General features: G+C 68.1%; 26 protein-coding genes and 1 other RNA gene. 12 read left to right on the top strand and 15 right to left on the bottom strand.

From position 1 onward, the window contains the following. The first annotated feature begins 169 nt into the window (after positions 1-169). Entirely contained in the window at positions 170-1,054 is an 885-nt protein-coding gene (gene bioC / locus ACCQ04_RS02050; protein ID WP_226426964.1) for a malonyl-ACP O-methyltransferase BioC, read from the top strand. A gap of 169 nt (positions 1,055-1,223) precedes the next feature. Here bioC and ACCQ04_RS02045 read toward each other — a convergent pair. Next, a non-coding RNA gene (locus ACCQ04_RS02045) (sX9 sRNA) lies at positions 1,224-1,299 on the bottom strand. 101 nt (positions 1,300-1,400) lie between these two features. Here ACCQ04_RS02045 and lpxO point away from each other — a divergent pair. Further along, positions 1,401-2,306 (top strand): lipid A hydroxylase LpxO, encoded by a 906-nt coding sequence (gene lpxO, locus ACCQ04_RS02040; protein ID WP_016903250.1) that lies wholly within the window; start codon positions 1,401-1,403, stop codon positions 2,304-2,306. Between the two features lie 203 nt (positions 2,307-2,509). Here lpxO and ACCQ04_RS02035 read toward each other — a convergent pair whose 3' ends face one another. The 3 genes from ACCQ04_RS02035 to ACCQ04_RS02025 all read right to left on the bottom strand — a co-directional run bounded on the left by ACCQ04_RS02035 (position 2,510) and on the right by ACCQ04_RS02025 (position 4,571). Further along, entirely contained in the window at positions 2,510-2,929 is a 420-nt protein-coding gene (locus tag ACCQ04_RS02035) for a nuclear transport factor 2 family protein (RefSeq protein WP_167708276.1), read from the bottom strand. A gap of 80 nt (positions 2,930-3,009) precedes the next feature. Further along, positions 3,010-3,627 carry a YdcF family protein gene (locus ACCQ04_RS02030; protein ID WP_049818085.1) on the bottom strand — a complete coding sequence of 206 codons (618 nt, stop codon included), beginning with the start codon at positions 3,625-3,627 and terminating at the stop codon, positions 3,010-3,012. After that, the gene (locus tag ACCQ04_RS02025; RefSeq protein ID WP_154831291.1) at positions 3,612-4,571 is read right to left on the bottom strand and encodes a pyridoxal-phosphate dependent enzyme; all 960 of its coding nucleotides are present in this window, start codon (positions 4,569-4,571) and stop codon (positions 3,612-3,614) included. Before ACCQ04_RS02025 ends, ACCQ04_RS02030 begins: the two co-directional genes overlap by 16 nt. 157 nt (positions 4,572-4,728) lie before the next feature. On the opposite strand from ACCQ04_RS02025, the gene ACCQ04_RS02020 reads away from it, so the two are divergent. The 3 genes from ACCQ04_RS02020 (at position 4,729) to ACCQ04_RS02010 (ending at position 8,604) form a co-directional block, all read left to right on the top strand. Beyond that, a complete protein-coding gene (locus ACCQ04_RS02020; RefSeq protein WP_024938779.1) occupies positions 4,729-5,187 on the top strand; it encodes a hypothetical protein in 459 nt (152 codons plus the stop codon). Between the two features lie 582 nt (positions 5,188-5,769). Then, positions 5,770-7,674 (top strand): tRNA uridine-5-carboxymethylaminomethyl(34) synthesis enzyme MnmG, encoded by a 1,905-nt coding sequence (gene mnmG, locus ACCQ04_RS02015; protein WP_226426965.1) that lies wholly within the window; start codon positions 5,770-5,772, stop codon positions 7,672-7,674. A gap of 219 nt (positions 7,675-7,893) precedes the next feature. Continuing rightward, entirely contained in the window at positions 7,894-8,604 is a 711-nt protein-coding gene (locus tag ACCQ04_RS02010) for a DUF2490 domain-containing protein (protein WP_102580317.1), read from the top strand. 131 nt (positions 8,605-8,735) lie between these two features. On the opposite strand, the gene ACCQ04_RS02005 is transcribed toward ACCQ04_RS02010, so the two are convergent. Next, the gene (locus ACCQ04_RS02005) at positions 8,736-9,704 is read right to left on the bottom strand and encodes an alpha/beta hydrolase (protein ID WP_226426966.1); all 969 of its coding nucleotides are present in this window, start codon (positions 9,702-9,704) and stop codon (positions 8,736-8,738) included. On the opposite strand from ACCQ04_RS02005, the gene ACCQ04_RS02000 reads away from it, so the two are divergent. Further along, positions 9,660-9,998: a hypothetical protein gene (locus ACCQ04_RS02000; protein ID WP_126965388.1), complete on the top strand. Its 339-nt coding sequence runs from the start codon at positions 9,660-9,662 to the stop codon at positions 9,996-9,998. The genes ACCQ04_RS02005 and ACCQ04_RS02000 overlap by 45 nt on opposite strands. 30 nt (positions 9,999-10,028) lie before the next feature. On the opposite strand, the gene ACCQ04_RS01995 is transcribed toward ACCQ04_RS02000, so the two are convergent. Continuing rightward, positions 10,029-10,889 carry a PA4780 family RIO1-like protein kinase gene (locus ACCQ04_RS01995; protein WP_039528778.1) on the bottom strand — a complete coding sequence of 287 codons (861 nt, stop codon included), beginning with the start codon at positions 10,887-10,889 and terminating at the stop codon, positions 10,029-10,031. A gap of 147 nt (positions 10,890-11,036) precedes the next feature. Here ACCQ04_RS01995 and ACCQ04_RS01990 point away from each other — a divergent pair, with 147 nt between their 5' ends. Then, positions 11,037-11,894: an IclR family transcriptional regulator domain-containing protein gene (locus ACCQ04_RS01990; protein ID WP_226426967.1), complete on the top strand. Its 858-nt coding sequence runs from the start codon at positions 11,037-11,039 to the stop codon at positions 11,892-11,894. Positions 11,895-11,910: 16 nt separating this feature from the next. Here the strand turns inward: ACCQ04_RS01990 and ACCQ04_RS01985 are convergent, their stop codons facing one another. From ACCQ04_RS01985 to ACCQ04_RS01945, 9 genes are all read right to left on the bottom strand, one after another. Next, entirely contained in the window at positions 11,911-12,837 is a 927-nt protein-coding gene (locus tag ACCQ04_RS01985) for an alpha/beta hydrolase (RefSeq protein ID WP_226427146.1), read from the bottom strand. A 265-nt stretch (positions 12,838-13,102) separates the two neighbouring features. Continuing rightward, complete coding sequence (gene pcaC / locus ACCQ04_RS01980; protein ID WP_184432373.1) at positions 13,103-13,507, bottom strand: 4-carboxymuconolactone decarboxylase; 405 nt, start codon at positions 13,505-13,507, stop codon at positions 13,103-13,105. Positions 13,508-13,741: 234 nt separating this feature from the next. Then, positions 13,742-14,530, bottom strand: a complete 789-nt coding sequence (gene pcaD, locus ACCQ04_RS01975; RefSeq protein ID WP_226426968.1) for a 3-oxoadipate enol-lactonase — start codon at positions 14,528-14,530, stop codon at positions 13,742-13,744. 10 nt (positions 14,531-14,540) lie between these two features. After that, positions 14,541-15,893 carry a 3-carboxy-cis,cis-muconate cycloisomerase gene (locus ACCQ04_RS01970; protein WP_104569222.1) on the bottom strand — a complete coding sequence of 451 codons (1,353 nt, stop codon included), beginning with the start codon at positions 15,891-15,893 and terminating at the stop codon, positions 14,541-14,543. A gap of 318 nt (positions 15,894-16,211) precedes the next feature. Then, on the bottom strand, positions 16,212-16,775 hold the full coding sequence (gene pcaG, locus ACCQ04_RS01965) for a protocatechuate 3,4-dioxygenase subunit alpha (protein WP_226426969.1): 564 nt from the start codon (positions 16,773-16,775) through the stop codon (positions 16,212-16,214). 4 nt (positions 16,776-16,779) lie between these two features. Further along, positions 16,780-17,508, bottom strand: a complete 729-nt coding sequence (gene pcaH, locus ACCQ04_RS01960) for a protocatechuate 3,4-dioxygenase subunit beta (protein ID WP_024938790.1) — start codon at positions 17,506-17,508, stop codon at positions 16,780-16,782. Between the two features lie 80 nt (positions 17,509-17,588). Continuing rightward, positions 17,589-18,797 carry a 3-oxoadipyl-CoA thiolase gene (gene pcaF, locus ACCQ04_RS01955; RefSeq protein ID WP_226426970.1) on the bottom strand — a complete coding sequence of 403 codons (1,209 nt, stop codon included), beginning with the start codon at positions 18,795-18,797 and terminating at the stop codon, positions 17,589-17,591. Continuing rightward, entirely contained in the window at positions 18,794-19,582 is a 789-nt protein-coding gene (locus ACCQ04_RS01950; RefSeq protein WP_039517333.1) for a CoA-transferase subunit beta, read from the bottom strand. The genes pcaF and ACCQ04_RS01950 overlap by 4 nt, the downstream gene beginning before the upstream one ends. Next, positions 19,579-20,442 carry a CoA transferase subunit A gene (locus ACCQ04_RS01945; protein WP_024938793.1) on the bottom strand — a complete coding sequence of 288 codons (864 nt, stop codon included), beginning with the start codon at positions 20,440-20,442 and terminating at the stop codon, positions 19,579-19,581. The genes ACCQ04_RS01950 and ACCQ04_RS01945 overlap by 4 nt, the downstream gene beginning before the upstream one ends. Positions 20,443-20,698: 256 nt before the next feature. Here ACCQ04_RS01945 and ACCQ04_RS01940 point away from each other — a divergent pair, with 256 nt between their 5' ends. The 5 genes from ACCQ04_RS01940 to glpD all read left to right on the top strand — a co-directional run bounded on the left by ACCQ04_RS01940 (position 20,699) and on the right by glpD (position 26,196). After that, complete coding sequence (locus ACCQ04_RS01940; protein ID WP_016904721.1) at positions 20,699-21,775, top strand: aromatic ring-hydroxylating dioxygenase subunit alpha; 1,077 nt, start codon at positions 20,699-20,701, stop codon at positions 21,773-21,775. Positions 21,776-21,795: 20 nt separating this feature from the next. Then, complete coding sequence (locus ACCQ04_RS01935) at positions 21,796-22,599, top strand: GntR family transcriptional regulator (RefSeq protein ID WP_039816637.1); 804 nt, start codon at positions 21,796-21,798, stop codon at positions 22,597-22,599. Then, on the top strand, positions 22,592-23,575 hold the full coding sequence (locus tag ACCQ04_RS01930) for a PDR/VanB family oxidoreductase (protein WP_046345406.1): 984 nt from the start codon (positions 22,592-22,594) through the stop codon (positions 23,573-23,575). Before ACCQ04_RS01935 ends, ACCQ04_RS01930 begins: the two co-directional genes overlap by 8 nt. Positions 23,576-23,630: 55 nt before the next feature. Further along, complete coding sequence (locus ACCQ04_RS01925; protein WP_226426971.1) at positions 23,631-24,458, top strand: DeoR family transcriptional regulator; 828 nt, start codon at positions 23,631-23,633, stop codon at positions 24,456-24,458. Positions 24,459-24,681: 223 nt separating this feature from the next. Further along, positions 24,682-26,196: a glycerol-3-phosphate dehydrogenase gene (gene glpD / locus ACCQ04_RS01920; RefSeq protein WP_226426972.1), complete on the top strand. Its 1,515-nt coding sequence runs from the start codon at positions 24,682-24,684 to the stop codon at positions 26,194-26,196. The last annotated feature ends 175 nt before the right edge of the window (positions 26,197-26,371 follow it).

Here is a 26,371-nt window from a genome sequence, read left to right as displayed (position 1 = left end):
CGCGGCGAGTGGTGGCGACCGCCGCGGACATCCGGTGGGTTTTCCGTTGAGCCCCTTGCCGCTCGCCGCGCAGCCACCGGCAGACCGAACGTCTGCAGACTCGCCAGGCCGATACCAGGCCACCCATCGATTCCCTCCGCCCCGGCCACAGGCGACAATAGCGCCGCTCATGAACAGTACTTTCGACCCCCGCCACGTCCGGCGCGCCTTCGCGCGTGCCGCCAGCAGCTATGCCGCCGCCGCCGCGCTACAGCGCGAAGCCGAAGCGCGCCTGCTCGAATCGCTCGATTACCTGGGCGACCAGGTGCCCAAGGTGGTGCTGGATGTCGGCGCCGGCCCCGGCCACGCCAGCGGCGCGATCAAGAAGCGCTGGCCCAAGGCGCAGGTGATCGCGCTGGACCAGGCCATGCCGATGCTGCGCCAGGCGCGCAAGGCGGCGGGCTGGTGGAAGCCGTTCGCGCAGGTCTGCGCCGATGCACGCGCCTTGCCGGTGGCCGACGGCAGCGTGGACGTGATCTTCAGCAACCTGTGCCTGCAGTGGGTGGAAGACCTGCCCGCGGTATTCGCCGGTTTCCGCCGCGCGCTGCGGCCGGGCGGCTTGTTGCTGTGCTCCACCTTCGGCCCGGAGACGCTGATCGAGCTGCGCGAGGCCTTCGCCCAGGCCGACCCGGCACCGCATGTCAGCCGCTTTCCGCCGATCGCCCAGTTCGGCGATGCCTTGCTTATGTCCGGCTTCCGCGACCCGGTACTGGACCGCGACCTGTTCACGCTGACCTACAGCGACCTGCCCGCGCTGATGCGCGAGCTACGCGCAATGGGCGCCACCAACGCACTCAGCAATCGCCGCGCCACCCTGACCGGACGCGGCCGCTTTGCCGCCGCCAGCGCCGCCTACGAGCCCTTGCGGCGGCCGGACGGCACCCTGCCCAGCTCCTGGGAAGTGATCTATGCCCACGCCTGGGCACCGGCGCCGGGCGCGCCCGTCCGCGAGCAGGGACACGATGTCGCCAGCGTCCCGGTGGCCTCGATCCCGATCCGCCGCCGCATCGACTAGCGGTGGTGCAGATCGCCGGCAGCAACGCAGCCGTTGCCGGCGAGACACACAGTTTTGCGACGGCACCAATGCGGACCTGTCAGGCTCGGTCGCCACACCCGGTAGAATTCAGCAGTCAATGGCCGCATGTTCCTGTTGCGGCTTGCCTTTTCGACGCCTGAACCGGCGTGGCTAGCAAAACGCAGCACGCAGCCGTCAGGTAGCTGCAGACGGCGCGCAGGAATCTGCATGTACGCGTGGTACATGCCGGTTCCGAGTACCGGCAGCGCCCCCGCCCGGCTGCTGCACTGACGTTTTGATAGCCGCTCTTAGGTTTGCGGCCCCCGTTCCCCAATCGGCCTTCCCAATGTTGAAGTGGCTCATCATCGCGCTGTTCATCGCATCGGCGCTGTACATCCATTACCGCGGTCGTGTGCGGCACCGGCTCAGCCGGCAGCTGCTGGACCATTCCACCTTCATGGCGCCGATCAACACGCTGATGTATCTGTGTTCGCGCGTGCCGACCACGCCGTTCATCGATCCCGGCAAGGAATTTCCGGAGCTGGCGCCGCTGCGCGCCAACTGGCCGCTGATCCGCGATGAAGCGGTGGCGCTGCAGCAGATGCAGAAGATCCGCGCTGCCGACGGCTACACCGACATCGGCTTCAACTCGTTCTTCCGCCGTGGCTGGAAGCGCTTCTATCTGAAGTGGTACGGCACCGCGCACCCGTCGGCGTCCGAACTGTGCCCGCAGACCACTGCGTTGCTGAAGTCCATCCCCACGGTCAAGGCCGCGATGTTCGCCGAGTTGCCGCCGGGCAGCGAACTGCGCCCGCACCGCGACCCGTTCGCCGGGTCCATGCGCCTGCACCTGGGGCTGGCCACGCCCAACGACGACCGCTGCTTCATCGATGTCGACGGGCAGCGCCATAGCTGGCGCGACGGCGAGTGGACGATGTTCGACGAGACCTACATCCACTACGCGCGCAACGACACCGACCAGGACCGCATCATCCTGTTCTGCGACATCGAGCGCCCGATGCGCTGGCGCTGGGCCGCGGCGGTGAACCGCTTCGTCGGTCGCAGCCTGCTCTCGGCCGGTGCCTCGCCCAATCAGGAAGGCGACAAGACCGGCGGCATCAACCGCGTGTTCCGCTATTTCTATGCCGCGCGCCTGAAGGCCAAGGCGTTGAAGGAACGCAACAACCCGCTGTACCAGACGCTCAAGTGGGGCATCTTCATCCTGGTGGTGGTCGGGATCGTGTTGCTGTAACCCCCACCCACGTAGGAGCGCACCTGGGCGCGACCAGGCATCGCCGGTAACGCCCCATCGCGCGCAAGCGCGCTCCTACATAGGCACAGCTCCGGCCGCAACACCGCACCAATCACGTAGGAGCGCACCCGGGCGCGACCAGGCATCGCCGGTAACGCCTCATCGCGCCCGGGTGCGCGCCTACGCCGTGGCGGTCGATGCGCTCAGCGCGACACCTGCGCGATCCATTCCTGCAGGTTGTAGTAGTTGGTGACGCGGGTGATCCTGCCGTCGCGCACATCGAAGAACGCGCCGCCCGGCAGCACATAGGTCTGCCCATTGGCTTCCGGCAGGCCTTCGTCGGTGGTGTGGTAAACCCCGTGCACCACGTACTCGGCACCGACCCGGGTGCCATCCTCGTTGGCGGTGATCACGATGTCGCGCAGCTGCTCGCGGTAACTGTCGTTCATGCGCTGCAGGAAGGCGGCAAATTCCGCCCGGCCGATCTCGCGCGGGCCCTGGTTGAGGTCGTGCGCGACGTCCTCGGCCAGGAACGCCAGCATGGCGTCCCAATCGCTGCGGTTGAATGCCGCGTAATAGGCCTGGACCAGGCCGGTGGCGTGTTGCCGATTGCGCTCGCTCATGCTCGAACCTGCCGCTGGGAAAGCCGCATCATAGAGCGCGTTTTGCGCTTCAACACGCCTGCCCTGAGGCATACCCGGCGTCAGGCGCCCTGCACCACCAGGTCGCGATGGAAGTAATAGACCTCCTGCAGCAGGAAGCGCCAGCTGGTGTGGAAGCTGCGAAAGCGCGTGCTGGGCGTGGAAGAGGCCAGCGCGTCCATCCCCAGCTCATCGCTCAGCCGCAGCGCGCGCGCCATGTGCAACGGGTCGCTGACGATGATCGCCCGGTGCATGCCGTGCCGGTCCATCAGCGCGCGTGCCTGCTGCAGATTCTGCCGGGTGGTGCGCGAGACCGTCTCGATCACGATCGCCTCCGGCGGTACGCCGTGGCGTAGCGCGTAGCGCCGCGCCACCTGCGATTCGGCAAAGCGCGCGCCATTGCCAAAGCCGCCGGTGAACAGCAGCCGCGGCGCGTAGCCCTGCGCGTACAGGTCCAGCGCATGCCGGATGCGCTCTTCGAACACCGGCGAAGGGCGCGCGTCGTAGGCAGCCGCGCCCAGCACGATGATCACGTCGGCCGGCGCGGCCTGGTCGCGATCGCCGACCCAGACGATCCAGCCGGCCACGCCCACCAGCCAGATCAGCGTCAGCATGCACAGGCGCCAGCACCAGCCCCACAGACCGATCCCACGCGACCGCCTGCTCACGCCGCGGCCCACGGCAGCGCATCCAGATCGACATTGCCCCCGGACAGGATCAGCCCGACCCGCCGCCCGGCAAAGCGCGCCGGGTCGGCCAGCACCGCTGCCAGCGCAATCGCCGAGGACGGCTCCACCACCTGTTTGAGCACCTGCCAGATCAGCCGCATCGCCTGCACCACCGCCGCATCGTCCACGGTGATCACCTGCGCGCCGGCGGCCTGCAACACTGCGAAATTTGGCGCCCCCAGGGTGCCGCGCAGGCCGTCGCAGAGCGTGTCGGGCACGAAGTCGACCAGGCGCTCGCCGGCCGCCAGCGAGCGCGCGGTATCGGCCGCCCCGCTCGGCTCGGCCAGCACCAGCGCACAGCCCGGCGCCGATTGCAGCGCCAGCGCAGTGCCGGCGGCCAGCCCACCGCCGCCGACCGGTGCCACCAGCACATCCAGCCCGCCGCTCTGCAGCAGCAGCTCCAGCGCGGCGGTGCCCTGCCCGGCGATCACCGCCGGGTCGGTATACGGATGCACCAGCGTCGCGCCGCTGCCGGCCTGGACGTCGGCACACATCTGCTCGCGCGCCGCGATGGTGGGCGCGCAACGCCACAGCGTGGCGCCGTGACGGGAAATATTGGCCAGCTTGGCGGCCACCGCGCCTTCGGGCACCACCACGTGGCAGCCGATCCCGCGCGTGCGCGCGGCGAGCGCGAGTGCGGCGCCGTGATTGCCGGACGAATGGGTGACCACCCCACGCGCGGCCAGCTCCTCCGGCAACGACCACACCGCGTTGCAGGCGCCACGGAACTTGAAGGCGCCGCTGCGCTGCAGGTGTTCGGCCTTGAAGAACAGCTGCGCACCGCAGAGGGTATCCAGGCTGTGCGAGGTCAGCAGCGGTGTCGGCACGCACTGCGGCGCGATGCGCGCAGCAGCTTGCAGGACGTCAGAATGGGCAAGCGGGACCGTCTCGATCATGCCTGCAAGATTAACGTATCGTCCCCGCCTTCACGGCTGCACGCGCGGCACCCGCGCATGCTGGATCGATGCAGAAGCACCACATTGCGGCACAGTTAAGGACCGATTCAATGCATCGGTTCGAAAGTGACACCATGGTTGCAGGAGGGCACCATCCATGAAATTCCGTCTGATCTTCGCCGCCGGGCTATTGGCCCTGGGCGGCTGCGCAACCTACGACTACACCGGTGCGGGGTCGGGCGGCTATTACCGCGGCGCGCCCGCGGTGCAGTACCGCTACCCGCCGGGGTACTCGCCATATTTCTACGGCAACCCCTACGGTTACCCTTACGGCGCCGGTTCGATCGGGCTGTACGACTACCCGGCGTATCCGGTCTACCGCGGTGGCTATTACTACCGCCAGAACGATCGCCGCCCGCAGTACCGGCCGCCACGTCCGCACGGCTCGTTCAACAATGGGCCCCGTCCCAACGGCCCGCGCCCGCAACAGCCCAATCGCCCACCGGCGACTGGCGCTCCGCCGTCGCGGCCACCTCGTATCGGTGCGCCGCCGCGAGTGATCCGCGAGATTCAGCGGCAGACCGCGCCGCGCAATACGCGTGAGCAGATTCCCTGAGTTGCTGACTGCGACGTGGCCCACAAATGGCGATGTTGGGGGCTTGCGTTCAGCCGGCACTTGGTCGCAAGCTAGGCGCTCTGTGTGACCCGCCACGTCATGTTTTGACCCGGCCGGGCGCACTGACCGACTTATGTCGATGTCCGACAGGGAAATCTGGATCCCCCCTGTTCCGGCCCTGTCGGATATCGGCGCCTCCAACGCATAAAGCCCCGGCATGCCGGGGCTTTATGTTTTTGTCGTGCGGTCCGCTCTGGCGCGCCTGGGCACCCCGTTCGAGCAGCCAGGGCTGCGGCGGGCGGTGGAGCGCGGAAAAAAAATAAGGGTCGGCAGTCCCCCGACTACCGACCCTTACGCTACCCCATCGCACGCGTGGCTGGCCCCTGTTCCAATTCCAGCCTTGCGCCCATGTCGCAATGCCACGACGGGTGCACTAGGGATATCCGCACGGAACATGCCAACTTGAGAGCCAGTGTTCGATAATGTGATTTACATCACATTTTTATCCGTCGAGTCACCTTAATCGCCCTTCAGCCGATACTTTCGCGGCCGCCAACCTCCTTCTGCTCCTGGTCCACGCCCATGTCCGACTCCTTCTATCGCTACGACGTCATCGTGATCGGCGGCGGCCATGCCGGCACCGAGGCGGCGCTGGCCTCCGCGCGCGCCGGTGCGCGCACCTTGCTGCTGACCCACAACATCGAGACGGTGGGCGCGATGAGCTGCAACCCGGCCATCGGCGGGATCGGCAAGGGCCATCTGGTCAAGGAAATCGACGCGCTGGGCGGGGCGATGGCACGGGCGGCGGATCAGGCCGGCATCCAGTGGCGCACGCTCAATGCCTCCAAGGGGCCAGCGGTGCGCGCCACCCGTTGCCAGGCCGACCGCAACCTCTACCGCAACGCCATCCGCCGCATCGTCGAGGCGCAGCCCAACCTGACCGTGTTCCAGGCGGCGGTGGACGATCTGATCATCCACAACGGCGCCGCCGAAGCCGACAGCGTGCGCGGCGTGATCACCCAGACCGGGCTGCGCTTCGAAGCGCCTTCGGTGGTGCTGACCGCCGGCACCTTCCTGGCCGGCAAGATCCACGTCGGCGAGACCCAGTACGCGGCCGGACGCATGGGCGACCCGCCGGCCACCACGCTGGCCGCGCGTCTGCGCGAGCGGCCGTTCGCGATCGACCGGCTCAAGACCGGCACCCCGCCGCGCATCGACGGGCGCACGCTCGACTACAGCGTGATGGCCGAACAACCCGGCGACGATCCGCTGCCGGTGATGTCATTCATGGGCCAGCTCGGCGATCACCCGCGCCAGGTCAGCTGCTGGATCACCCAGACCACCGAACAGACCCACGACATCATCCGCAGCGCGCTGCATCGCTCGCCGCTGTATTCCGGGCAGATCGAGGGCATCGGCCCGCGTTACTGCCCGTCGATCGAAGACAAGGTGGTGCGCTTTGCCGAGAAGAGCAGCCACCAGATCTTCGTCGAGCCCGAAGGCCTGGAAGTGGCCGAGATCTACCCCAACGGCATCTCCACCTCGTTGCCGTTCGACGTGCAGCTGGCATTGGTGCGCTCGATCCACGGGTTTGCACAGGCGCATATCACCCGCCCCGGCTATGCGATCGAATACGACTTCTTCGACCCGCGCGGGCTCAAGGCCTCGCTGGAAACCAAGGCGGTGGGCGGGTTGTTCTTCGCCGGGCAGATCAATGGCACCACCGGGTACGAGGAGGCCGCCGCACAGGGCCTGCTGGCCGGGCTCAATGCCGCGCGCCATGTGCAGGGCTTGCCGGCGTGGTCGCCGCGCCGCGACGAGGCCTACCTGGGCGTGCTGGTGGACGATCTGATCACCCACGGCACCACCGAGCCGTATCGCATGTTCACCAGCCGCGCCGAATACCGCCTGCAGCTGCGCGAGGACAACGCCGATGCGCGCCTCACCGGCGTCGGCCGCGCGATGGGCTTGGTCGACGATGCGCGCTGGGCGCGCTTCTCCGCCAAGCAGGAGGCGGTGCAGCGCGAAAGCGCGCGCCTGTCGGTGCTGTGGGCGACCCCGGGTAATGCACTGGGCCGCGAAGTGGCCCAGACCCTGGGCGTGGCGGTGAGCCGCGAAACCAACGTGCTGGACCTGATCAAGCGCCCCGAACTCAATTACGCCGCGCTGATGCGCGTGCCGACGCTGGGACCGGGCGTGGACGATGCGCAGGTGGCCGAGCAGGTGGAGATCAGCGTCAAATACGCCGGTTACCTGGACCGCCAGCGCGACGACATCGCACGCCAGCAGCGCCACGAAACCACGCCGATTCCGGATGGATTCGATTATGCCGGCGTGCGCGGGCTGTCGATCGAGGTGCAGCAGAAACTCGAGCGCGTGCGCCCGCAAAGCATCGGCCAGGCGCAACGCATTGCCGGCATGACGCCGGCGGCGATCTCGTTGCTGCTGGTGCATCTGGAGCGGGCGCGCCGCAGCCAGGTGGCGTAAGCGCTCGCCGGTGCGTGGGCAGCTGCATGGCGGCTGCCTGTTCGGACGCATGCGTTTACACGCGGCACACGCGTGAATGTTTGTCAGCGGATGTCATGGCGCGACGGCATGTCGCCGCAAGCGAAGCAACACGCCGGTATCGCAGCGGCGGTGCCGAAAAGCGCGATGGAGGTCGCGAACGAGTTGGTATGCTCCGGCACCACCGACGACTTCCTGACGATGAACAGACTGCGCGCGCTGCTGACGGCCAGCTACCGGATCGCCTGCCCCGCCCTGCTGCTGATGCTGGGCGGCACCTCGCAAGCGGCCGCGCAGACCGAGGAAGACGGGCGTTACTGGCTGAGCGTGTATGCCCAGGGCAAGCTGCCGGTCGAAAACCTGTACTGGAGCATGGATGTGCATCCACGCTGGCGCGAAGAGGGCGAACAGTTCGACCAGTTGATCCTGCGCCCTGCGGTGTTTTACCGGTTCACTCCCAAGGCCAGTGTCTGGATGGGTTACGACACCATCATCAGCCACCCGGCCGGGCAATCCTCCAACCGCGAAAATCGCTGGTGGGGGCAGTTTCAATATCAGTTCGATCCGATTGCCAATATCACCATCACCAGTCGCACCCGCCTGGAGCAGCGGCACCGCGAAGGTTTCAGCGACGAGGGGTATCGGGTGCGCCAGATGATCAGGGCGGTCCGGCCCAGCGCATTGTCTGCGCAACTGTCGTGGGTGGCCTTCAACGAACTGTTCGTCAATCTCGACCACACCGAGTGGGGCGCCCGACGCGGTCTCGACCAGAACCGTGTCTTCGTCGGCATCAACTGGAAGTTCAACGACGTTGCCAATGTCGACGTCGGCTATCTGAATCAGTTCGTCAACACCAGCACCGTGGACCGCGAAAACCACGTGCTGATGACCACGTTCCGCTTCAACTTCTGAGCCTGCTGGCAGCCCGCAAGACTTGCGTACCTGCAAGCCTGCATCGTCGTCTTTCCCTCGCGCGGTGATCCACATGCGGGCATGGCCGCAGCGCTGCGGCAGCGCGCGCATGGCACGCCTACCGCACGCCCTTATGCCGCCCTGCGCTCGACGGCGGGCAGCAAGCGCTGGCGCAGCAGCAGCGCTGCCATCTCCAGCGTTTCGCCGGCGGCGCGCAGGACGCCGCCCATATTGATGAAGCCGTGGATCATGCCGGGAAAGCTGTGCAGGGTGACTTCCACACCGGCGGCGCGCAGGCGTTCGGCATAGCTGCGGCCTTCGTCGTAGAGCATGTCGCGCTCGCCCACGATGACCAGTGCGGGCGCAACGCCGGCCACCTCCGGCACCAGCATCGGCGAGACGCGCCAGTCCTGTGCAATGGCCTGGTCGGGCAACAGATGACGATTGAAGAAGCGCACTGCCTCTGTGGTCAGCGGCGGCAGGCCGGCGTTATGTGATCGCGACGGGTATTGGCCGTTGTCCTCGCGCGCATCGGTGAGCGGATACACCAGCACCTGGCAGCGCAACGCGATCCCAGCATCGCGCGCGGCCAGCGCCGCGACTGCGGCCATGGCCCCGCCGATGCTGTCGCCGGCCACGGCCAGGCGCTGCACGTCGGCACCGACCGCATCGGGCTGGGCAACCAGCCAGTGCAGGGTCGCAATCACGTCCTCCACGCCGGCCGGCGCGGGATGTTCCGGCGCCAGGCGATAGTCGACCGCCAGCAGCTGGCAGCCGGCGCGCGCCGCCAGTTGCCGGCAGACGTCGTCGTGGGAGTCGAGGTCGCCCACCACACCGCCGCCGCCGTGCACGAACAGGCAGGTCGGGGCCGGACCGGCAGCCAGCCCGGACGGGCGATACAGACGCAGACGCACCGGGCCGGCAGCGGTGCCGGCCTGCAGGTCGCGCACCTCGGCCATCTCCACACGCGAAAAGCCCAGCTGCGTGCCGAGTGCACGCATCATTGCGCGCGCGCCCTCGATCGGCAGGGTTTCCATCGGTGGTTGAGCGGCGTGTTGAAGCTGGGCGAACAGGCGCACGACATCGGGATCAAACGACATGGCGGACTCTCCAGGAGACGATGGCTGAGCCTGCCAGATACTTATGATCAATCACCATTCAACGCCATCAATTATTTCAATGGCGGTGCCGGAGATGCGCGGCAGTACCGCAAAAACCCCGTGCTGCCGATGCATGCGCCTGCCATGGCGATGCCTGGCGAACAGTCGCATCATCAGCATCTGTTGGTTTTTTGCTGCACTGCATCGTGGCTGCGCGCCTGCATCGGCACGCACCTGCATGACAGTCGTGAGCGATGCATGCCGGCATGCGCGCCAACTGTGTCGCTGCTGTGACGCCGCATCGCGCGCGAACGCAACAGCGGCCTAGTCGTCGTCCTCGGCAGCGGCCTCGCGGCCCTGCTGACGGATGAGGTTTTCCTGGCGTGCGTCCTCGATCGAGGCGCGGATGGCACGCACGTCGGCGCGGCGGGTGTCGAACTTGAAGCGGCCGGTCAGCACGCTGTCCGGGCGCAGCTCGCCCTTTTCGAACAGCGCCCACATCTCTTCGCCGTAATGGGTGTCCAGCAACTCCGGGGCGAAGCGGCCGAGGCAGTCGCGCAGGTTGTGCACATCGCGCAGCAGCATGTCGCGTGCGGCGTTGTTGCCGGCAGCACTGACCACCTGCGGGAAATCGATCAGCACCGGGCCCTCGGGCGAGACCAGCACGTTGTATTCGGACAGGTCGCCGTGCACCAGGCCCAGCGACAGCATCTTGACCACATCGCCGATCAGGCTGGTGTGGAAGCTGCGCGCCTGCTCCGGCTCCAGGTCCACCTCGCCCAGCCGCGGTGCGCTGTGGCCGGCCTCGTCGGTGACCAGGTCCATCAGCAGCACGCCGTGGAAATAGCCGCGCGGCTTAGGCACGTGCACGCTGGCGTCCATCAGTTGATAGAGCACCTCGGCTTCGGTGTTCTTCCATGCGGTCTCGGCTTCGCGCCGGCCGAACTTGGTGGCCTTGCCCATCGCGCGCGCCTGGCGGCTGCCACGCACCTTGCGGCCTTCCTGATACTGCACGCGCGCCTGGAAACTGCGTTGCGCCATGTCCTTGTAGACCTTGGCGCACAGGATGTCGGCGCCCGTACTGACCACATAGACGGATGCTTCCTTGCCGCTCTTCAGTGGTCGCAACACTTCGTCGATGATGCCGTCGTCGATCAGCGGTTGCAGGCCCTTGGGGGTTTTCATGGACTAAGGAGACCGATCCGAAACAAACCAGCAACGATTATGCGGCAACCAGGGTGAAGCGCTTACATGTCCAGGCGCAAGCTGCGACCGGGGGCATGTATCGGCGTGAGCGCTTACCATGCACGGACCCGTCCAAGCTGCGATCCGATGCCCGAGCCCGCCTCCAGCCGCCGCAAACCCACCATCACCGTGGCCACCGCCGGGAGCGAACGCGGCCTGCCGCATGAGCTGATGCAGCAGATCGCCGCCGCCCAGGGCGACCCGGACTTCATGACCTCGCTGGGCCGCGGGCTGGTGGTGCTGAGCGTGTTCGCCCAGCACGCGCGCGAGGTGACGATGTCGCAGATCAGCCTGGAAACCGGCATCTCGCGTGCCGCGGTGCGGCGGGTGCTGCATACCCTGGCCAGGCTGGGCTATGTCGGCGAGCAGGGCCGCGGCTACGTGCTGCTGCCGCGCGTGCTGGGGATCGGCGGTGCGTATGCGGCGTCTTCGTCGATGACCGCGGCGGCGCAGCCGGTGCTGGACGGGCTGCGCGACCAGTTGCACGAATCCTGCTCGCTGGGCGTGCTGGACGGCGACGACCTGCTGTACGTGGCGCGTGCCGAGACGGTGCGCATCATGTCGATCGGGCTGCGCCCGGGCACACGCCTGCCGGCCTACTGCACCTCGATGGGCCGCGTCCTGTTGGCCGCCCTGCCCGGCGACACTCTGCAGGCGTACCTGGAGCGCACCACGCTGCGCCCGCGCACCGACCGCACCGTGACCCAGGCATCTGCACTGCTGGAAGTGCTGGCACGCACGCGCCGCGAAGGCATGTGCCTGACCGACCAGGAACTGGAAATCGGCCTGCGCTCGATCGCGGTGCCGGTGCGCAACCTGCGCGGCGAGGTGATCGCCGCGCTCAACATCGGCGCCCAGGCCGGGCGCGTGAGCCTGCAGACGATGCAGACGCTGCTGGAGCCGTTGAAGCAGGCGGCGCAGCGGCTGGGTGCATTGTTGAGTTAGTGGGTGGCGGGCGCGCTCAGCGCGGCCGGCGCAGGAAGCTCACCACCGCATCCACCCAGGCGGCATGGGTGTCCTCGACATGCGCCACGTGATCGGCGTGCGGCAGCGTGACCCAGCTGCGGTCTTCGCTGCGCAGGCGTGCGTACAGGTGCGCGTTGTCCGCCTGGGTCGCGATGGGATCGTCGACGCCACGCAGCAGCAAGACCGGCAACGTGGTCACTTGCTCGGGCTGGAAGGCGAACTGCTCCATCGCGCGCCAGTCGGTACGCACCGGGTCGGCCGATACCGCCTGCGCCACATAGGCCGCACGCACGCTAGGCGGTGCGGCGTTGGCGGTGATGAAATCCTCGCCGGCCGCCGCGGCCGTGGTACGCGCACGCAATGGCTGTGCCGGCGCCGGGGTGGTGTCGGGCGCTGCGTCGACATCGTCCGGGAAGCCGTACAGCACCAGCGCCGACACTGCCTGCGGATGTTGCTGGGCGATCAGCAGCGCCACCCGCGCACCATTGGAATAACCGACCAGCGCCGGCGGCGGCAGCTGCGGGTGCTGGTGGGCAACCCAGCTCAGCACCGCATCGACATCGGCCACGGCGCGCGCGGGCGTGTTCCAGCCGCTGCGATCGCGCGCACTGCCGCCGTAGCCGCGCAGATCGACCGCGTAGGCGGCATAGCCGGCCTGCGCCAATGCCGCCAGCACCGAGCGCGCATCGCGCGGCTCGTCGGCAACCTGCAGATCGAAATTGGGCAACGCACTCCAGGTGCGCCCATGCACCAGCAGGATCGTGCCGCGCGGCTGCGCCGGGACGCGCGACCACACCGCCAGCGTCTGGCCATCGTCGGCGCGCACCTGCGCCAGCTCGGTTCCTGGCCCGGGATGCGGTTGTGCCTGCAGCCCGGATACGGTGAGCAGCAGCAAAAGCAGACAAACGGTACGCAGCAGCATCGGCAACCTCATGGGAATGTCCTGTGCGAACGGAAGCGGTGGTCCGTTGCGGCACGTGCATCATCCCGTCGTAGATGGGCGATGTCATCAGCGGCGATGTGCCTACGGGACGGCCAGGGTGCAACGCAGTGCGCGCGCTGGATCGCCACCCTGCCCGGCGTGCCCTGAGTGCAGGCCAGGGACACAGCCAACCGAACCGGTCGCATTTGCGCCGCATGCCGCGCCAACGCAGCGTGCCTGCTGCACTCACGCGTCGCCGTGGCCGTCAGCCTTCGCGCACCGGCTGTTCTTCGCCGGCCTGCTCCTCGAGGATGGGCTTGGCCAGCGCGAAGGCATGGTTGGCGGCAGGCACGCCGCAATAGACCGCGGCCTGCAGCAGGACCTCCTTGATCTGCTCGGGCGTGACGCCGTTGTTGCGCGCGGCGCGCACGTGCAGCTTGAACTCCTCGTCGTGGCCCAGCGCCACCATCATCGCCAGGGTCAGCAGCGAGCGGGTGTGCGCGGGCAGGCCATCGCGGGTCCAGATGGTCCCCCAGGCGTAGCGGGTGATCAGCGTCTGGAACTCGTCGGTGAACTCGGTGCGTGCAGCCAGCGAGCGCTCGACATGCGCATCGCCCAGGACGCGGCGGCGCTCGCGCAAGCCCGCCTGGTAACGCTCGTCTTCGTGCATCGGAAATCTCTCCTGCGTGGGAATCGGGAATTGGGAATCGGAGTGCTGGCGGCGATCACAGGGCAAGCGCTGGGATATCAGGGGCATTGGTTGCGATTGATGTCGCTGGCGACAGGCAGCTGGCCGTGGTCAGCTGGCGCAGATGCAACGCATGAGCGGGAATGCCGAGCGTCGTGTGTGCCGGATCGGGGTGACGGCTGCATGCGTCCGGCAGCTGCCTGGCCGGGCGGAGGGTCACACGTGGTCGGCCTGCAGAAAGCCCAGGACGCTATGGTTGAACGCGGCCGGCGACTCCAGGTTGCAGATGTGCCGGCCGGGTACCTGTGCGTAGTGGCCGTGCGGGGCGGCGTAGGCGATCTCGCGCAGATCGGCCGGCGGACAGACCGGGTCGTCGTCGCCGGCCAGTGCGAGCAGTGGCAGCTCCAGCGTGTCCAGCGCGCCGCGGAAATCGGCGTCGGCCACCGCCTGGCAGCAGGCGATATAGCCCTGCGGCGATGTCGAGACGAAGGCGGCCACGATCATGTCCAGGCGCTGCGCATGGCTGATGGCAAACGGTGGCGTGAACCAGCGCTGCAAGGTGGCATCGACCAGCCCCGGCAGGCCTTCGCTGCGCACCTGCTCGATGCGCGCGTTCCAGCTCTCGCTGCTGCCGATCTTCTGCGCGGTGGCGCACACCACCAGCCGGCGCAGGCGCTGCGGCGCATGCAGGCCCAGCCATTGCCCGGTGAGTCCGCCGATCGACAGGCCGCAGAAGTCGCTCTGCGCGATCTGCAACGCATCCCACAGCGCCAGCACGTCCTGGCCCAGGTCGGCAACCCGATACGGGCCGGACGGCGTGTCCGAATCGCCATGGCCGCGGCGGTCGTAGCGCAGGATGCGGTAATGCGGCGCAAACGCGGCGATCTGCACATCCCACATGTGCAGGTCGGTGCCCAGCGAGTTGCAGAAGGTCAGCCAGGGGCGGCCCTCGGTGCCGTCGAGGCGGTAGTGCAGGCGATGCGTGGGCAACTGGAGATAAGCCATCGGAGCACCGTCAGCGGGATGAAGAAGCAGCCAGCACGCGATCGATCCAGACCGAGGACATGCCGCGCCAGCTGTCCACATCGAACACCGCCTGCAGTTGCGCCTGCGTGAGTACCGCGCTCACCTGCGCGTCGTCGCCGAGCACCTCGCGCAGATGGCGCTGCTGCGCCTGGGCGCGTGCCACCGCCTGTTCGACCAGCGCATGCGCCTGCGGCTTGCCGAGCCGTGGTGCCAACGCAAACACCGCTGCCTCGGCATACAACGCGCCGCCATGGCTGTGCAGGTGCGCGCGCATGGCCTCGCGGTCCAGTTGCAGGTCGGTCAGGCAGCCTTGCATCTGCGCCAGGCTGCCGGCGGTCAGGCACACGATCTGCGGCAAGGTCTCCCATTCGGCATGCCATTGGCCGGCGGCGCGCTCATGCGGCTGCGCCATCGCGCTGAACAAGGTCGCCACCAGGCCGGGCACGCGGGTGGCAGCAGCAACCGCGGCGACGCTGGAGACCGGATTGCGCTTGTGCGGCATCGCCGAGGAGCCGCCCTTGCCGGCTGCGGCCGGCTCGAACACTTCGCCGACTTCCGACTGCATCAGCAGCACCACATCGCCGCCGATCTTGCCCAACGTGCCGGCCAGCAGGCCGAACGCGCAGCCGACCTCGACGAGGCGATCGCGTGCGGTATGCCACGGCATCGCGGGCAACGGCAGCGCCAGCGTGGTTGCTAGCGCCTGGGCGACATCCAGACCGTGCTCCTGCAACGACGCCAACGTGCCGGCAGCGCCCCCGAACTGCAGCACCAGGCCATCGTGCTGCAGGGCCTGCAGGCGCTGGTGCGCGCGCTGCAGCGCATCCAGCCAGGCGGCGACCTTGAGCCCGAACGTGACCGGCACCGCCTGCTGCAACAAGGTACGTCCGGGCAGGCCGGTGTTGCGTTCGCGCGCGGCCAGCGCAGCCAACTCGGCGCACAGGCCCTGCAGGCGTGGCAGCAGCAGGTCGAGCGCGGCGCGCAGCTGCAGTACCGTGCCGGTGTCGATGACGTCCTGGCTGGTGGCGCCCCAGTGCACCCAGCGCGCGGCCTGCGCATCGTGGGTGGCCACGCGCGCGGTCAGCGCCTTGACCAATGGAATGGCGGGGTTGCCGGCAAGTGCGGTGGCCTGGGCCAGCGCGGCCAGATCGTAATGCTGCACGTCGCATGCGGCCGCAATGGCCTGCGCGGCCTCGGCGGGAATCACGCCGCATTGCGCCTGCGCGCGGGCAAGCGCGGATTCGAAGTGCAGCATTGCCTGCACCCGCGCCGCGTCGTCGAACAGCGCGTCGCAGGCCGGCTCGCCAAACAGGGATCCCAACAGGGAAGACGTCGCAGTCATGCATGGCCTCTGGTGGCGTGCCGGCAGCATGGCACCGATGCGCAAGAGTGCCAACTGGCGTGCGCGGTGCCGGGTGGTGTGCACGCGTGGTGATCGGTGCGGGTCATGCGTGCTGCACGTTTGGACAAGGCGTGTCGCGGCGGGATCACGGCATTGCGCGCGGTTACCACGCGATCACGATGGATCACCGAGGGCAGCGCGCGCTGGCACCTGCCTGCCCGGCGCGCGGCGACAGCTGCACCGCACCTGCACGCAGGTGCAGGCGTGCTGCTCGCACGGAGACAACCATGCATGGCACCCCGCGCACCGACCGCGCGATCAATAGTTGAAGAACACCGTTTCCGCATCGCCCTGCATATGGATGTCCCACACGTAATCGCTGCCACCGCGCGAATGCGCCAGCAGCGTGCTACGGCGCTCGGCCGGCACCAGGGCCAGGATGGGGTCGCTGCCCAGCTGCGGATCGTCGGCGAAGTACAGCCGCGTCGACACGCCGCGCAACAGCCCGCGCATGAAGACCAGCACGGTCAGATGCGCTGCCTGCTGCTTGCCGTCCGGCCCGGCGACCTGGCCCGGCTTGACGGTGCTGAAGGAAAATCGCCCCTGCGCGTCGGTCGGCACGCGGCCCCAGCCATCGAAGCCGGGATCGTGCGCCTGGCAGCGCGTATCGGCGGGATGCGCATAGATGCCGGCCGCATCGGCCTGCCACAGCTCCAGCACTGCGTCGGCCACCGGGACGCCGGCGCCATCGAACACGCAACCACTGACCTGCACGTGTGTACCCACGGCCTGCGCAGGCGCGAGTTGCGCGCGATACAGCGGCTCCAGCCCGAGCCGGTAATACGGGCCAACGGTTTGCGACGGGGTGGTGTGCAGGCTCATCGATTCACTCCCAGACCGTTTGCTTGCGACCGCGCAACACGATGTCGAAGCGGTAGGCCAGCGCGTATTCGCTCACCGCGTTTTCCCAGTCGAAGCTGGACACCATGCGTTCGCGCGCCTGCGCATCGTCCACGCAGTTGTAGATCGGGTCGTGCGCCAGCAAGGGGTCGCCGGGGAAGTACATCTGGGTGATCAGCCGCTGCCCGATGCCATCGCCATGCAGCGAAAAATGGATATGCGCCGGCCGCCAGGCGTTGTAGTGATTGCGCCACGGATACGCGCCCGGCTTGATGGTCTTGAAGGCGTAGCGGCCATGGTCGTCGGTGAGCACCTGGCCGGTGCCGCGGAAGTTGGGATCCAGCGGTGCGTCATGCCGGTCGCCGGCATGTTGATAGCGGCCGGCGGCATTGCATTGCCACACCTCGACCACGCTGTTGCGCACCGGCTTGCCATTTTCGTCGAGCACGCGACCGGACACGATGATGCGCTCGCCCAATGGCTCGCCCGCAAAGCCGGCGGTGAGGTCGGCGGCATGCTCGCCCAGGGTGAGCCGATTCAATTGCGGGCCGGTGACTTCCGACAGCGTGGCCGGGATATCGATCGGCGCACGCGTGGGGCCGCGCAATGCGGTGGATGCGTAGGGCAGATGCAGGTAGGCCGGCTGTGTGCCGATCCGCGGCCGGCGATAGCCGAGCAGCGGATCGATCGACGTGTCAGAGCTGGGGTCGCGCATGCGGGATCTCCATCGGTTGCGCTACGGCAGGATCAAAACGTGGGTGTGCGGTCTTGGCGGCGGCGGTTGCAATCGGCGCACTACACGCGCTCGATCGCCAGCGCCACGCCCTGCCCGACCCCGATGCACATGCTGGCCAGCCCAAGCCGCCCATTGCCCGCCTCCAGTTGCCGCAACAAGGTCAGCGCCAGCCGCGTACCGCTCATGCCCAGCGGATGACCCAGCGCGATGGCGCCGCCATTGGCGTTGACGTGCGCGGCATCGTCGGCCAGGCCGAACGCGCGCGTGCAGGCCAGCACTTGCGCGGCGAAGGCTTCATTGAACTCGATTGCATCGAACTGCTCGATGCGCAGGCCCAGGCGCGCCAGCAGGCGCTGCGTGGCCGGTACCGGGCCGATGCCCATATAGGCCGGCTCCACACCCGCCGAGGCGAAGCCGAGCACGCGTGCACGCGGGGTCAGCCCATGCGCGTGCACGGCCTGCGCAGATGCCAGCAACAGGGCGGCAGCGCCATCGTTGAGACCGGCCGCATTGCCGGCCGTCACCGTGCCGGGCTGGCGGAACACCGGCTTGAGCTTGGCCAGCATCTCGGCGGTGGTGTTCGGGCGTGGATGCTCGTCGCGATCGACCGCGGTCGCCTCGCCCCCTTTGCGTGCGGCCACCGGCACCGGAGTGATTTCTGCATCGAAGAAACCGGCCGCCTGTGCGGCGGCGGCGCGTTGCTGGCTACGCAGCGCGAACGCATCCTGGTCTTCGCGCGCGATGGCGTGCCGCTGTGCCACGTTCTCCGCGGTCTCGCCCATCAGCTCCACGCCATAGGCACCCTTCAGGCGCGGATTGATGAACCGCCAGCCCATGGTGGTGTCTTCCAGCTGTTGCGTGCGCGCGAACGCGCTCTCGGCCTTGCCCATGACCCACGGCGCGCGGGTCATCGATTCGACCCCGCCGGCGATCGCCAGGCCAAGCTCGCCGGCACGGATGCCGCGCGCCACCGTGCCGACCGCATCCAGCCCCGAGCCGCACAGGCGATTGAGCGTGCTGCCTGGCACAGAGCTGGGCAGCCCCGCCAGCAACAGACTCATGCGCGCGACATTGCGATTGTCCTCGCCAGCCTGATTTGCGCAGCCCAGGTACACATCGTCGATCAGTGCCGGCCCCAGTTGCGGATTGCGTGCCATCAACGCGGCGATCGGTATCGCGCCCAGGTCGTCGGCGCGCACGCCGGCCAGCGCGCCGCCGTAGCGGCCGATCGGCGTGCGGATGCCATCGATCAGATAGACCTCGCTCATGCCTCGGCTCCGGCTGCCTGCTTGCCATGCGCGGCGTCGGTGCGTGCCTGCAGCGCGCGCAGCGCCTGCAGTTCCGCAGCGCTGGGCGGGGTGGTCTGCGCCAGATCGGCGGCGAAGCGGATCGGCCAGCCGGTGGCCGCGCTCACCTGCTCGCGGGTGCTGCCGGGGTGCAGCGCGGTGACGGTGAGTTCGCGGGTCACCGGATCGGGCTCCATCACGCACAGGTCGGTGACCACCACGGTGGGGCCGGCGCCGGGCAGGCCGGCGCGCTGCCGCGCATCGCCACCGTCCAGATGCCCGACCGTGGTGATGAAGTCCAGCGCGGGCACGAAGCTGCGTCTGGATTGGCGAATGATGATGAACACCTGTTTGGCGCTGGCCGCGATCTCCGGCGCGCCGCCCGCGCCGGGCAGCCGTGTCTTGGGCGCGTCGTATGGGCCGATCACCGTGGTGTTGAGGTTGGCATGGCGATCGATCTGCGCCGCGCCCAGGAAGCCCACGTCCACGCGCCCGCCCTGCAGCCAGTAGCGGAAGATTTCCGGCGTGGAGACCACGGTGTCGGCGGTTTCGGCCAGCTCGCCGTCGCCGATCGACAACGGCAGCACTTCCGGGCGCGCGCCGATCGGGCCGGATTCGTAGATCAGGGTGACATCCGGCGCATGCGTCAGCCGCGCCAGGTTGGCGGCGGTGGACGGCAGGCCGATGCCGACGAAGCACACCGCGCCATCGGGCAGGCGCCGCGCCGCCGCCACGGTCATCATCTCGTTGGTGCTGTAGTCGCTCATGCGGCCACCTGCAGCAGCGATTGCGCGTACACGCGCTGGAACGCGGCAAAGTCCTCGGTGTCGAGAATGTGCGTCTGGATCCAGGCCTGGAAGCGTGCACGGTCGCGCGCAATCGCATCCCAGGCCAGGTAGAAGCGGTTGTCGCGGGCGTAATAACCGTGCGCGTACGACGGTGCCGCACCGCCGGGCACGTGGCAGACCGCATCGACCACCCAGCGCGGCAGGATGCAGGCATTGGGCGGCGCATCCAGCGTGTCGACGATCTCTTCCACCGTGACGATCACCTTGCGCGCCGCCAGCGCGGCTTCCTTCTGCACACCCAGGATGCCCCACAACAGCACGTTGCCGCGGCGGTCGGCCTGCTGCGCATGGATCACGGTGACATCGGGCTTGACCGCCGGCGTGGTGGCCAGCGTCTCGCCGGTGTACGGGCATTGCAGGAACTTGATGCTGTCGTTGACGCGCGGCAGGTCCGAGCCGACATAGCCGCGCAGCACCGCGAACGGCAGGCCCGAGGCACCGGCCACATACGCGTTGGCCATGTCGGCATGGCTGTGTTCGCGGATCTGCAGCGGCTGCGGCCACGCATGTTCGACCGCATCGCGCAGCCGGTGCAGCGAGCCGACACCCGGATTGCCGCCCCACGAGAACCGCAATGCCGACGCACAACCGGCGCCGATCAGCTGGTCGTAGATCAGGTCCGGGGTCATGCGTACCAGGTGCAGGTCGCGCTTGCGCTGGCGGATCACCTCGTGGCCGGCCGCATGCGGAATCAGATGGGTGAAGCCTTCCATCGCCACGCAGTCGCCATCGGCGATCAGCTGGGACACCGCTTCTGAAAGGGGGACGATCTGGGCCATTGCTTCGGTCCTGCACAGCGAGCGTGTGGTCACGTTAGGCGCAGCTGCACGGCCCGGTCAATGCGATTATCGGTGCATCAATTCGATAATCGCACAATTTCGGCGAGCGACCGACGCTCCAACATTGTCTCCGGTGTATACATAACTTCGCTTGCAAGCAGACGCCAGCGCCGGCATGCGCGTCAACTGGTCGCCAGCCGGCGCACCGCTGCCGATCCGCACCCCAGGTTGTATACAAACCCCAGGAGCCACGGTCATGTCCCAGTCCAAGCAGCTGTTTCCCCTCAATGCGTGGTACGCCGTCGCCTGGGACCACGAGATCAAGCACGCGCTGACCCCGCGCAAGGTCTGCAACCTGGATGTGGTGGTCTATCGCACCACTGCCGGGGCGGTGATCGCGCTCGAAGATGCGTGTTGGCATCGCCTGGTGCCGCTGTCGATGGGCAAGCTGCGCGGCGACGATGTGGTGTGCGGTTACCACGGGCTGGTCTACAACAGCCAGGGCCGCTGCGTGCACATGCCCTCGCAGGAGACCATCAATCCCTCCGCGTGCGTGCGCAGTTTTCCGGTGGCCGAAAAGCATCGCTATGTGTGGATCTGGCCCGGCGACCCGGCGCAGGCCGACACCCGCCTGATTCCCGACCTGCACTGGGCGCACGATCCGGCCTGGGCCGGCGATGGCCGCACCATCTATGCCAAGTGCGACTACCGGCTGGTGCTGGACAATCTGATGGACCTGACCCACGAGACCTTCGTGCATGGCTCCAGCATCGGCCAGGACGAGATCGCCGAAGCGCCGTTCGAGGTGATGCATGGCGACCGCTCGGTGGTGGTGTCGCGCTGGATGCGCAACATCGACGCGCCGCCATTCTGGGCCAGCCAGATCGCGCGCCATCTGGATTACCGCGGCAAGGTCGACCGCTGGCAGATCATCCGCTTCGAAGCGCCCGGCACCATCGCCATCGACGTCGGCGTGGCCATCGCCGGCACCGGTGCGCCGGAGGGCGACCGCAGCCAGGGTGTCAACGGCTACGTGCTCAATACCATCACGCCCGAAACCGACACCACCTGCCACTACTTCTGGGCGTTCATGCGCAACTACGCGCTGCACGACCAATCGCTGACCACGCTGACCCGTGCGGGCGTCACCGGCGTGTTCGGCGAGGACGAGGCGGTGCTGGAAGCGCAGCAACGCGCCATCGACGCGCATCCGGATCACACCTTCTACAACCTCAACGTCGATGCCGGCGGGATGTGGGCGCGCCGCGTGATCGATCGGCTGATCGCCCAGGAGCAGCGCGCGCAGGAACTGTCGCTGCGCATGGTGGGCTGAGCACTGCATCGGAGGTTTCCATGTCACCCGCCACCCCGTTTCGCAGCAGTGCCGCGCAGACCACGCGCGCACTGCTGTCGCTACGCGAACTGATCCTCGACGGCACCCTGCCGGCCGGAACGCGCCTGTCCGAGCTGGCGGTGGTGCAGCGGCTGGGCATGTCGCGCACGCCCGTGCGCGCCGCGTTGCAGCGGCTGTGCGAAGAAGGCCTGGCCAGCGCACTGCCCGGCGGCGGCTATGCGGTGCAGGCCTTCAGCGAACGCGATGTGCACGATGCGATTGAACTGCGCGGCACGCTCGAAGGCCTGGCCGCACGCATGGCGGCCGAGCGCGGGGCATCGGCCGCGGCGCTGGCCCAGGCACGCCAGTTGCTGGATACGCTCGACCGCATCGTCGGCTCGCCGCTGCACGCCATCGACTTCAGCGCGTACGTGCAGGCCAATGCGCAGTTCCACGCGTTGCTGGTGGCCATGGCCGGCAGCGATGTGCTGGGCCGCGAGCTCACCCGCGTGCTGCAGCTGCCGTTCGCCTCGCCCAACAGCCTGGTCATGGCGCAGACCACCAGCGCCGAGGCGCGGCTGATCCTGACCCTGGCGCAGGACCAGCACCGCGAAGTCCTGGCGGCCATCGAAGACCGTCAAAGCGCGCGCGCTGAAGCGCTGATGCGCGAACACGCACGGCTGGCCCATCGCAATCTGCGCCACGTGCTGCAGACCCCGGCGGCGATCACCCAGGTGCGCGGCGGCGCATTGATCGGCCGCGCCCATCCCGCCACTGCCGGCAGCAGCCGGCCCACCCCTCTGCCTGGAGTTCCCCATGCGTAAAGACACCCAGTGGCACCGCGCCCACGTGGTCAGCATTGCCGACGCCTGCGAGGGCGTGCGCGAAATCGTGCTCGATCCGGGCACCGCGGCGCGCGGCTTCGAGGTCGGCAGCCATCTGGATTTTCGCGTGCAACTGCATGGCCGCGCCGACGTGCGCTCGTACTCGCTGGTGGGCGAGCCGCGTGCCGATGGCTACTACCAGATCGCGGTACGGCAGATGCCCGACAGCCGCGGCGGCTCGCGGCACATGTGGACGCTGCAGCCCGGCGATGTGGTGGAAATCTCCCCGCCCAGCAACAACTTCGCGCTGGACGAGGGCGGCGAGGAGATCCTGCTGATCGCCGGCGGGATCGGCATCACCCCGATCATCGGCATGGCGCAGCGGCTGGCGCGCCGCCATCGCGCGTTCCGCCTGCTGTATGCCGGGCGCACGCGCCGTGCGATGGCCTATGTCGACGAACTGGAAGCGCTGCTGGGCGAGCGCCTGCAGCTGCAATGCGACGACGGCGCCGGCCCGGCGGATCTTGCCGCCGAGCTGGCGCGGCTGTCGCCCAATGCCGAGGTGTACGTGTGCGGCCCGCTCGGCATGCTCGAGGCGGTGCGCCAGCACTGGCATGCCGCCGGACGTCCGCGCGCGCGGCTGCACTTCGAAACCTTCGGCAACAGCGGGCGGGTGCCGGCGCAGGCGTTCGTGGTCAAGCTGCCCGGGCTCGGCCTGGAAGTGCCGGTGGCCGAGAACGAATCGATGCTGGATGCGCTGGCCGACGCCGGAGTCGAGCTGATTGCCGAATGCCGGCGCGGCGAATGCGGGCTGTGCGCGGTCGAGGTGCTGGACAGCGCGGCCGATATCGATCACCGCGATGTGTTCTTCAGCGACGAACAGCGCCGCGAGAACCGCAAGCTGTGCGCCTGCGTCTCGCGCGCGGTGGGCGGCAGCATCAGCATCGATACCGGCTACCGCGGCGAGCTGGGCTGAGCGCAGCCATCCACACGCCGGCGCTCGCGCAGCGCGTGTTTGCATCCTCACGCGCATGCGCGATCATCTGCGCATGGAGTCGACTCACTACAGGACGGTCCCGGCGCCGGCACTCAACCCGCGCCAGGAACAATTGGTGGCATTGGTGCGGCAGCAGGGCTTTGCCGAGGTGGAAGGGCTGGCGACGCGCTTCGAGGTGACGCCGCAGACCATCCGTCGCGACCTGACCCTGCTGTGCGATGCCGGCGTGCTGCGCCGTTATCACGGTGGCGTCAGCATGCCCTCGAGCGTGGAAAACCTGGCCTACACCGCGCGCAAGGCGCTGCAGGCGCGCGAGAAGCAGCACATCGCCGCGCAGGTCGCCCGCTTCATTCCCGACGATGCCTCGTTGTTCATCAACCTGGGCACCACCAACGAAGAGGTCGCGCGCGCCTTGCTGCAGCACCGCGGCCTGCGCGTGATCACCAACAACCTCAACGTGGCGGTGATGCTCAGTGCCAACCCCAGCTTCGAGGTGATCGTGGCCGGTGGCGTGGTGCGCGGCCGCGACCAGGGCGTGACCGGCGAGGCGACGGTAGAGCTGATCCGGCAGTTCAAGGTGGACTTCGGGGTGATCGGCATTTCCGGCATCGATCTGGACGGCACCCTGCTGGATTTCGACTACCAGGAAGTGCGCGTGGCCCAGGCCATCATCGAGCACTCGCGGCAGGTGCTGCTGGCCGCCGACCACAGCAAGTTCGGCCGCAACGCCATGGTGCGACTGGGCACGATCGCCCAGGTGCACGACTGGTTCACCGACCGACCGCCGCCGCAGGAACTGGCCGCCGTGCTGGCCGAGGCCGCCACCCGCGTGCATCTGGCCGAGCCTGGCGACGCCGGCTGAGCCAATTGTTCGTTTTTGTGCGTTTGCGGTGCGGCGTGCCGATCTGATCGCCCTAATGATCCGCTCTGGCTATCGAAATTGCGGCTTCGATAGGCCAATTTACTCTTTATTCGCGTAGCTCCCAGGCCTCACGGTTCTTCACGTCCCGAGAAGGTTTGATGTTCGAATATGTTCGAACATGACAACTTGGGTTCGCTACTGGCGCGCCCGGACGGAGACACCGATGGGCGAGACATACGATCTTCTGGTGATAGGCGGCGGCATCAACGGGGTCGGCATCGCCCGCGATGCGGCCGGGCGTGGCCTGTCGGTGTGCCTGTGCGAACAGGACGATCTGGCTGCGCATACGAGCAGCGCCAGCACCAAGCTCATTCACGGTGGCCTGCGCTACCTGGAGCAGTACGAGTTCGCGCTGGTCGGCAAGGCGCTGGCCGAGCGCGAGGTGTTGCTGCGGCTGGCTCCGCACATCATCTGGCCGCTGCGCTTCCTGCTGCCGCATCAACCGCATCTGCGCCCGGCCTGGATGATCCGCGCCGGCCTGTTCCTGTACGACCATCTCGGTGGCAGCAAGCGCAGCCTGCCGCGCTCGCGCCGGCTATCGCTGCGCACGCACCCGATTGGCCAGCCGCTGCAGGAATCGCTGCGCACCGGCTTCGTGTACTCCGATGCCTGGGTGCAGGATGCGCGGCTGGTGGTGCTCAATGCGATGGACGCCGCCAGGCGTGGCGCACAGATCCGCACCCGCACACGCTGCGTCGGTGCCTGGCGCGATGCAGGCTTCTGGTATGCCGAGCTGGAAGACCGGGACGGCCGCCGCCGCACCGTGCAGGCGCGTGCGCTGGCCAATGCGGCCGGGCCGTGGGCGGTGTCGTTCCTGGACAAGGTCGCCGCAGTGCCGCACAAGCACGCACTGCGCCTGGTCAAGGGCAGCCACATCGTGGTGCCCAAGTTGTTCGACCACGACCACGCCTACATCTTCCAGCAACCGGATCGGCGCATCGTATTCGCCATCCCGTACGAGCACGACTTCACCCTGATCGGCACCACCGACGTGGATTACCAGGCCGACCCCGCTGCGCCCAGCATCGATGCGGCCGAAGTGCAGTACCTGTGCGATGCGGTGAACCTGTATTTCCAGCAGCAGATCGCCCCCAGCGATGTGGTGTGGAGCTATAGCGGCGTGCGTCCGCTGCTGGACGATGCCGAGGACAACGCCGCCGAAGTCACCCGCGATTACCAGCTGGAAGTGCTTACCGACGGCGCACCGTTGCTCAACGTGTTCGGCGGCAAGCTCACCACCTATCGCAAGCTGGCCGAAGAAGCGGTCGACCGCCTCACCCAGGCGCTGGGTGCCCGCAAGCCGGCATGGACCGCGCGCGGCGATGCATTGCCCGGCGGCGAACAACGCGATATCGCCAGCCTGCTCGAGCGCGTGCGCAACGCATACCCATGGCTGCCGGCGCCGACCGCGCAGCGGCTGGTGCGCAACTACGGCACCTGTGCGGAGCAGCTGCTGGGCCAGGCGCAGGACATCGCCGCCCTGGGCACGCACTTCGGCGCCGATCTGTACCAGGCCGAGGTGGATTACCTGCGTGCCCACGAGTGGGCCGTCACTGCCGACGACATCCTGTGGCGCCGCAGCAAACTCGGCCTGCGCATCGACGCGGCCGGGCGCGCACGCCTGGAGGCGTATCTGCAGACACACTCGGTCCGGCAGGCGGACGGCGCGCCGGCCTGATCGAACCACGTTGCCGGCGAGGACGGGTCGCGCGGCAACGTATCCTGGCGCATTCGCCGGCATCATCCTGAGTCACGTGGAGGGCACCCTGATGAGCATCACCGAAGACCCCTGCGCGCCAATGCGCGCATCGCACCACCCTGCCTGCATCATCGCCATCGGCACGAGGACGCGC

The sequence above is a fragment of the Xanthomonas sp. NCPPB 2866 genome (genome assembly GCF_041475745.2).
Classification (GTDB): domain Bacteria; phylum Pseudomonadota; class Gammaproteobacteria; order Xanthomonadales; family Xanthomonadaceae; genus Xanthomonas; species Xanthomonas arboricola.
Note: the sequence above shows the minus strand (reverse complement) of the source record. Positions and strands in the feature narration are given on the sequence as shown.

Bases quoted from the DNA above. Each gene is read 5' to 3' on its own strand.
- bioC (WP_226426964.1), top strand. From the start codon at position 170: ATGAACAGTACTTTCGACCCCCGCCACGTCCGGCGCGCCTTCGCGCGT.
- ACCQ04_RS01970 (WP_104569222.1), bottom strand. From the start codon at position 15,893: ATGACTGCGACGTCTTCCCTGTTGGGATCCCTGTTTGGCGAGCCGGCC.
- lpxO (WP_016903250.1), top strand. From the start codon at position 1,401: ATGTTGAAGTGGCTCATCATCGCGCTGTTCATCGCATCGGCGCTGTAC.
- ACCQ04_RS01990 (WP_226426967.1), top strand. From the start codon at position 11,037: ATGCCCGAGCCCGCCTCCAGCCGCCGCAAACCCACCATCACCGTGGCC.
- ACCQ04_RS01935 (WP_039816637.1), top strand. From the start codon at position 21,796: ATGTCACCCGCCACCCCGTTTCGCAGCAGTGCCGCGCAGACCACGCGC.
- ACCQ04_RS01945 (WP_024938793.1), bottom strand. From the start codon at position 20,442: ATGGCCCAGATCGTCCCCCTTTCAGAAGCGGTGTCCCAGCTGATCGCC.
- ACCQ04_RS01930 (WP_046345406.1), top strand. From the start codon at position 22,592: ATGCGTAAAGACACCCAGTGGCACCGCGCCCACGTGGTCAGCATTGCC.
- ACCQ04_RS01995 (WP_039528778.1), bottom strand. From the start codon at position 10,889: ATGAAAACCCCCAAGGGCCTGCAACCGCTGATCGACGACGGCATCATC.
- ACCQ04_RS02010 (WP_102580317.1), top strand. From the start codon at position 7,894: ATGAACAGACTGCGCGCGCTGCTGACGGCCAGCTACCGGATCGCCTGC.
- pcaD (WP_226426968.1), bottom strand. From the start codon at position 14,530: ATGGCTTATCTCCAGTTGCCCACGCATCGCCTGCACTACCGCCTCGAC.
- ACCQ04_RS01925 (WP_226426971.1), top strand. From the start codon at position 23,631: ATGCGCGATCATCTGCGCATGGAGTCGACTCACTACAGGACGGTCCCG.
- glpD (WP_226426972.1), top strand. From the start codon at position 24,682: ATGGGCGAGACATACGATCTTCTGGTGATAGGCGGCGGCATCAACGGG.
- ACCQ04_RS02005 (WP_226426966.1), bottom strand. From the start codon at position 9,704: ATGTCGTTTGATCCCGATGTCGTGCGCCTGTTCGCCCAGCTTCAACAC.
- mnmG (WP_226426965.1), top strand. From the start codon at position 5,770: ATGTCCGACTCCTTCTATCGCTACGACGTCATCGTGATCGGCGGCGGC.
- pcaH (WP_024938790.1), bottom strand. From the start codon at position 17,508: ATGCGCGACCCCAGCTCTGACACGTCGATCGATCCGCTGCTCGGCTAT.
- pcaG (WP_226426969.1), bottom strand. From the start codon at position 16,775: ATGAGCCTGCACACCACCCCGTCGCAAACCGTTGGCCCGTATTACCGG.
- ACCQ04_RS02035 (WP_167708276.1), bottom strand. From the start codon at position 2,929: ATGAGCGAGCGCAATCGGCAACACGCCACCGGCCTGGTCCAGGCCTAT.
- ACCQ04_RS02020 (WP_024938779.1), top strand. From the start codon at position 4,729: ATGAAATTCCGTCTGATCTTCGCCGCCGGGCTATTGGCCCTGGGCGGC.
- pcaF (WP_226426970.1), bottom strand. From the start codon at position 18,797: ATGAGCGAGGTCTATCTGATCGATGGCATCCGCACGCCGATCGGCCGC.
- ACCQ04_RS01940 (WP_016904721.1), top strand. From the start codon at position 20,699: ATGTCCCAGTCCAAGCAGCTGTTTCCCCTCAATGCGTGGTACGCCGTC.
- ACCQ04_RS01950 (WP_039517333.1), bottom strand. From the start codon at position 19,582: ATGAGCGACTACAGCACCAACGAGATGATGACCGTGGCGGCGGCGCGG.
- pcaC (WP_184432373.1), bottom strand. From the start codon at position 13,507: ATGCACGAAGACGAGCGTTACCAGGCGGGCTTGCGCGAGCGCCGCCGC.
- ACCQ04_RS01985 (WP_226427146.1), bottom strand. From the start codon at position 12,837: ATGCTGCTGCGTACCGTTTGTCTGCTTTTGCTGCTGCTCACCGTATCC.
- ACCQ04_RS02025 (WP_154831291.1), bottom strand. From the start codon at position 4,571: ATGATCGAGACGGTCCCGCTTGCCCATTCTGACGTCCTGCAAGCTGCT.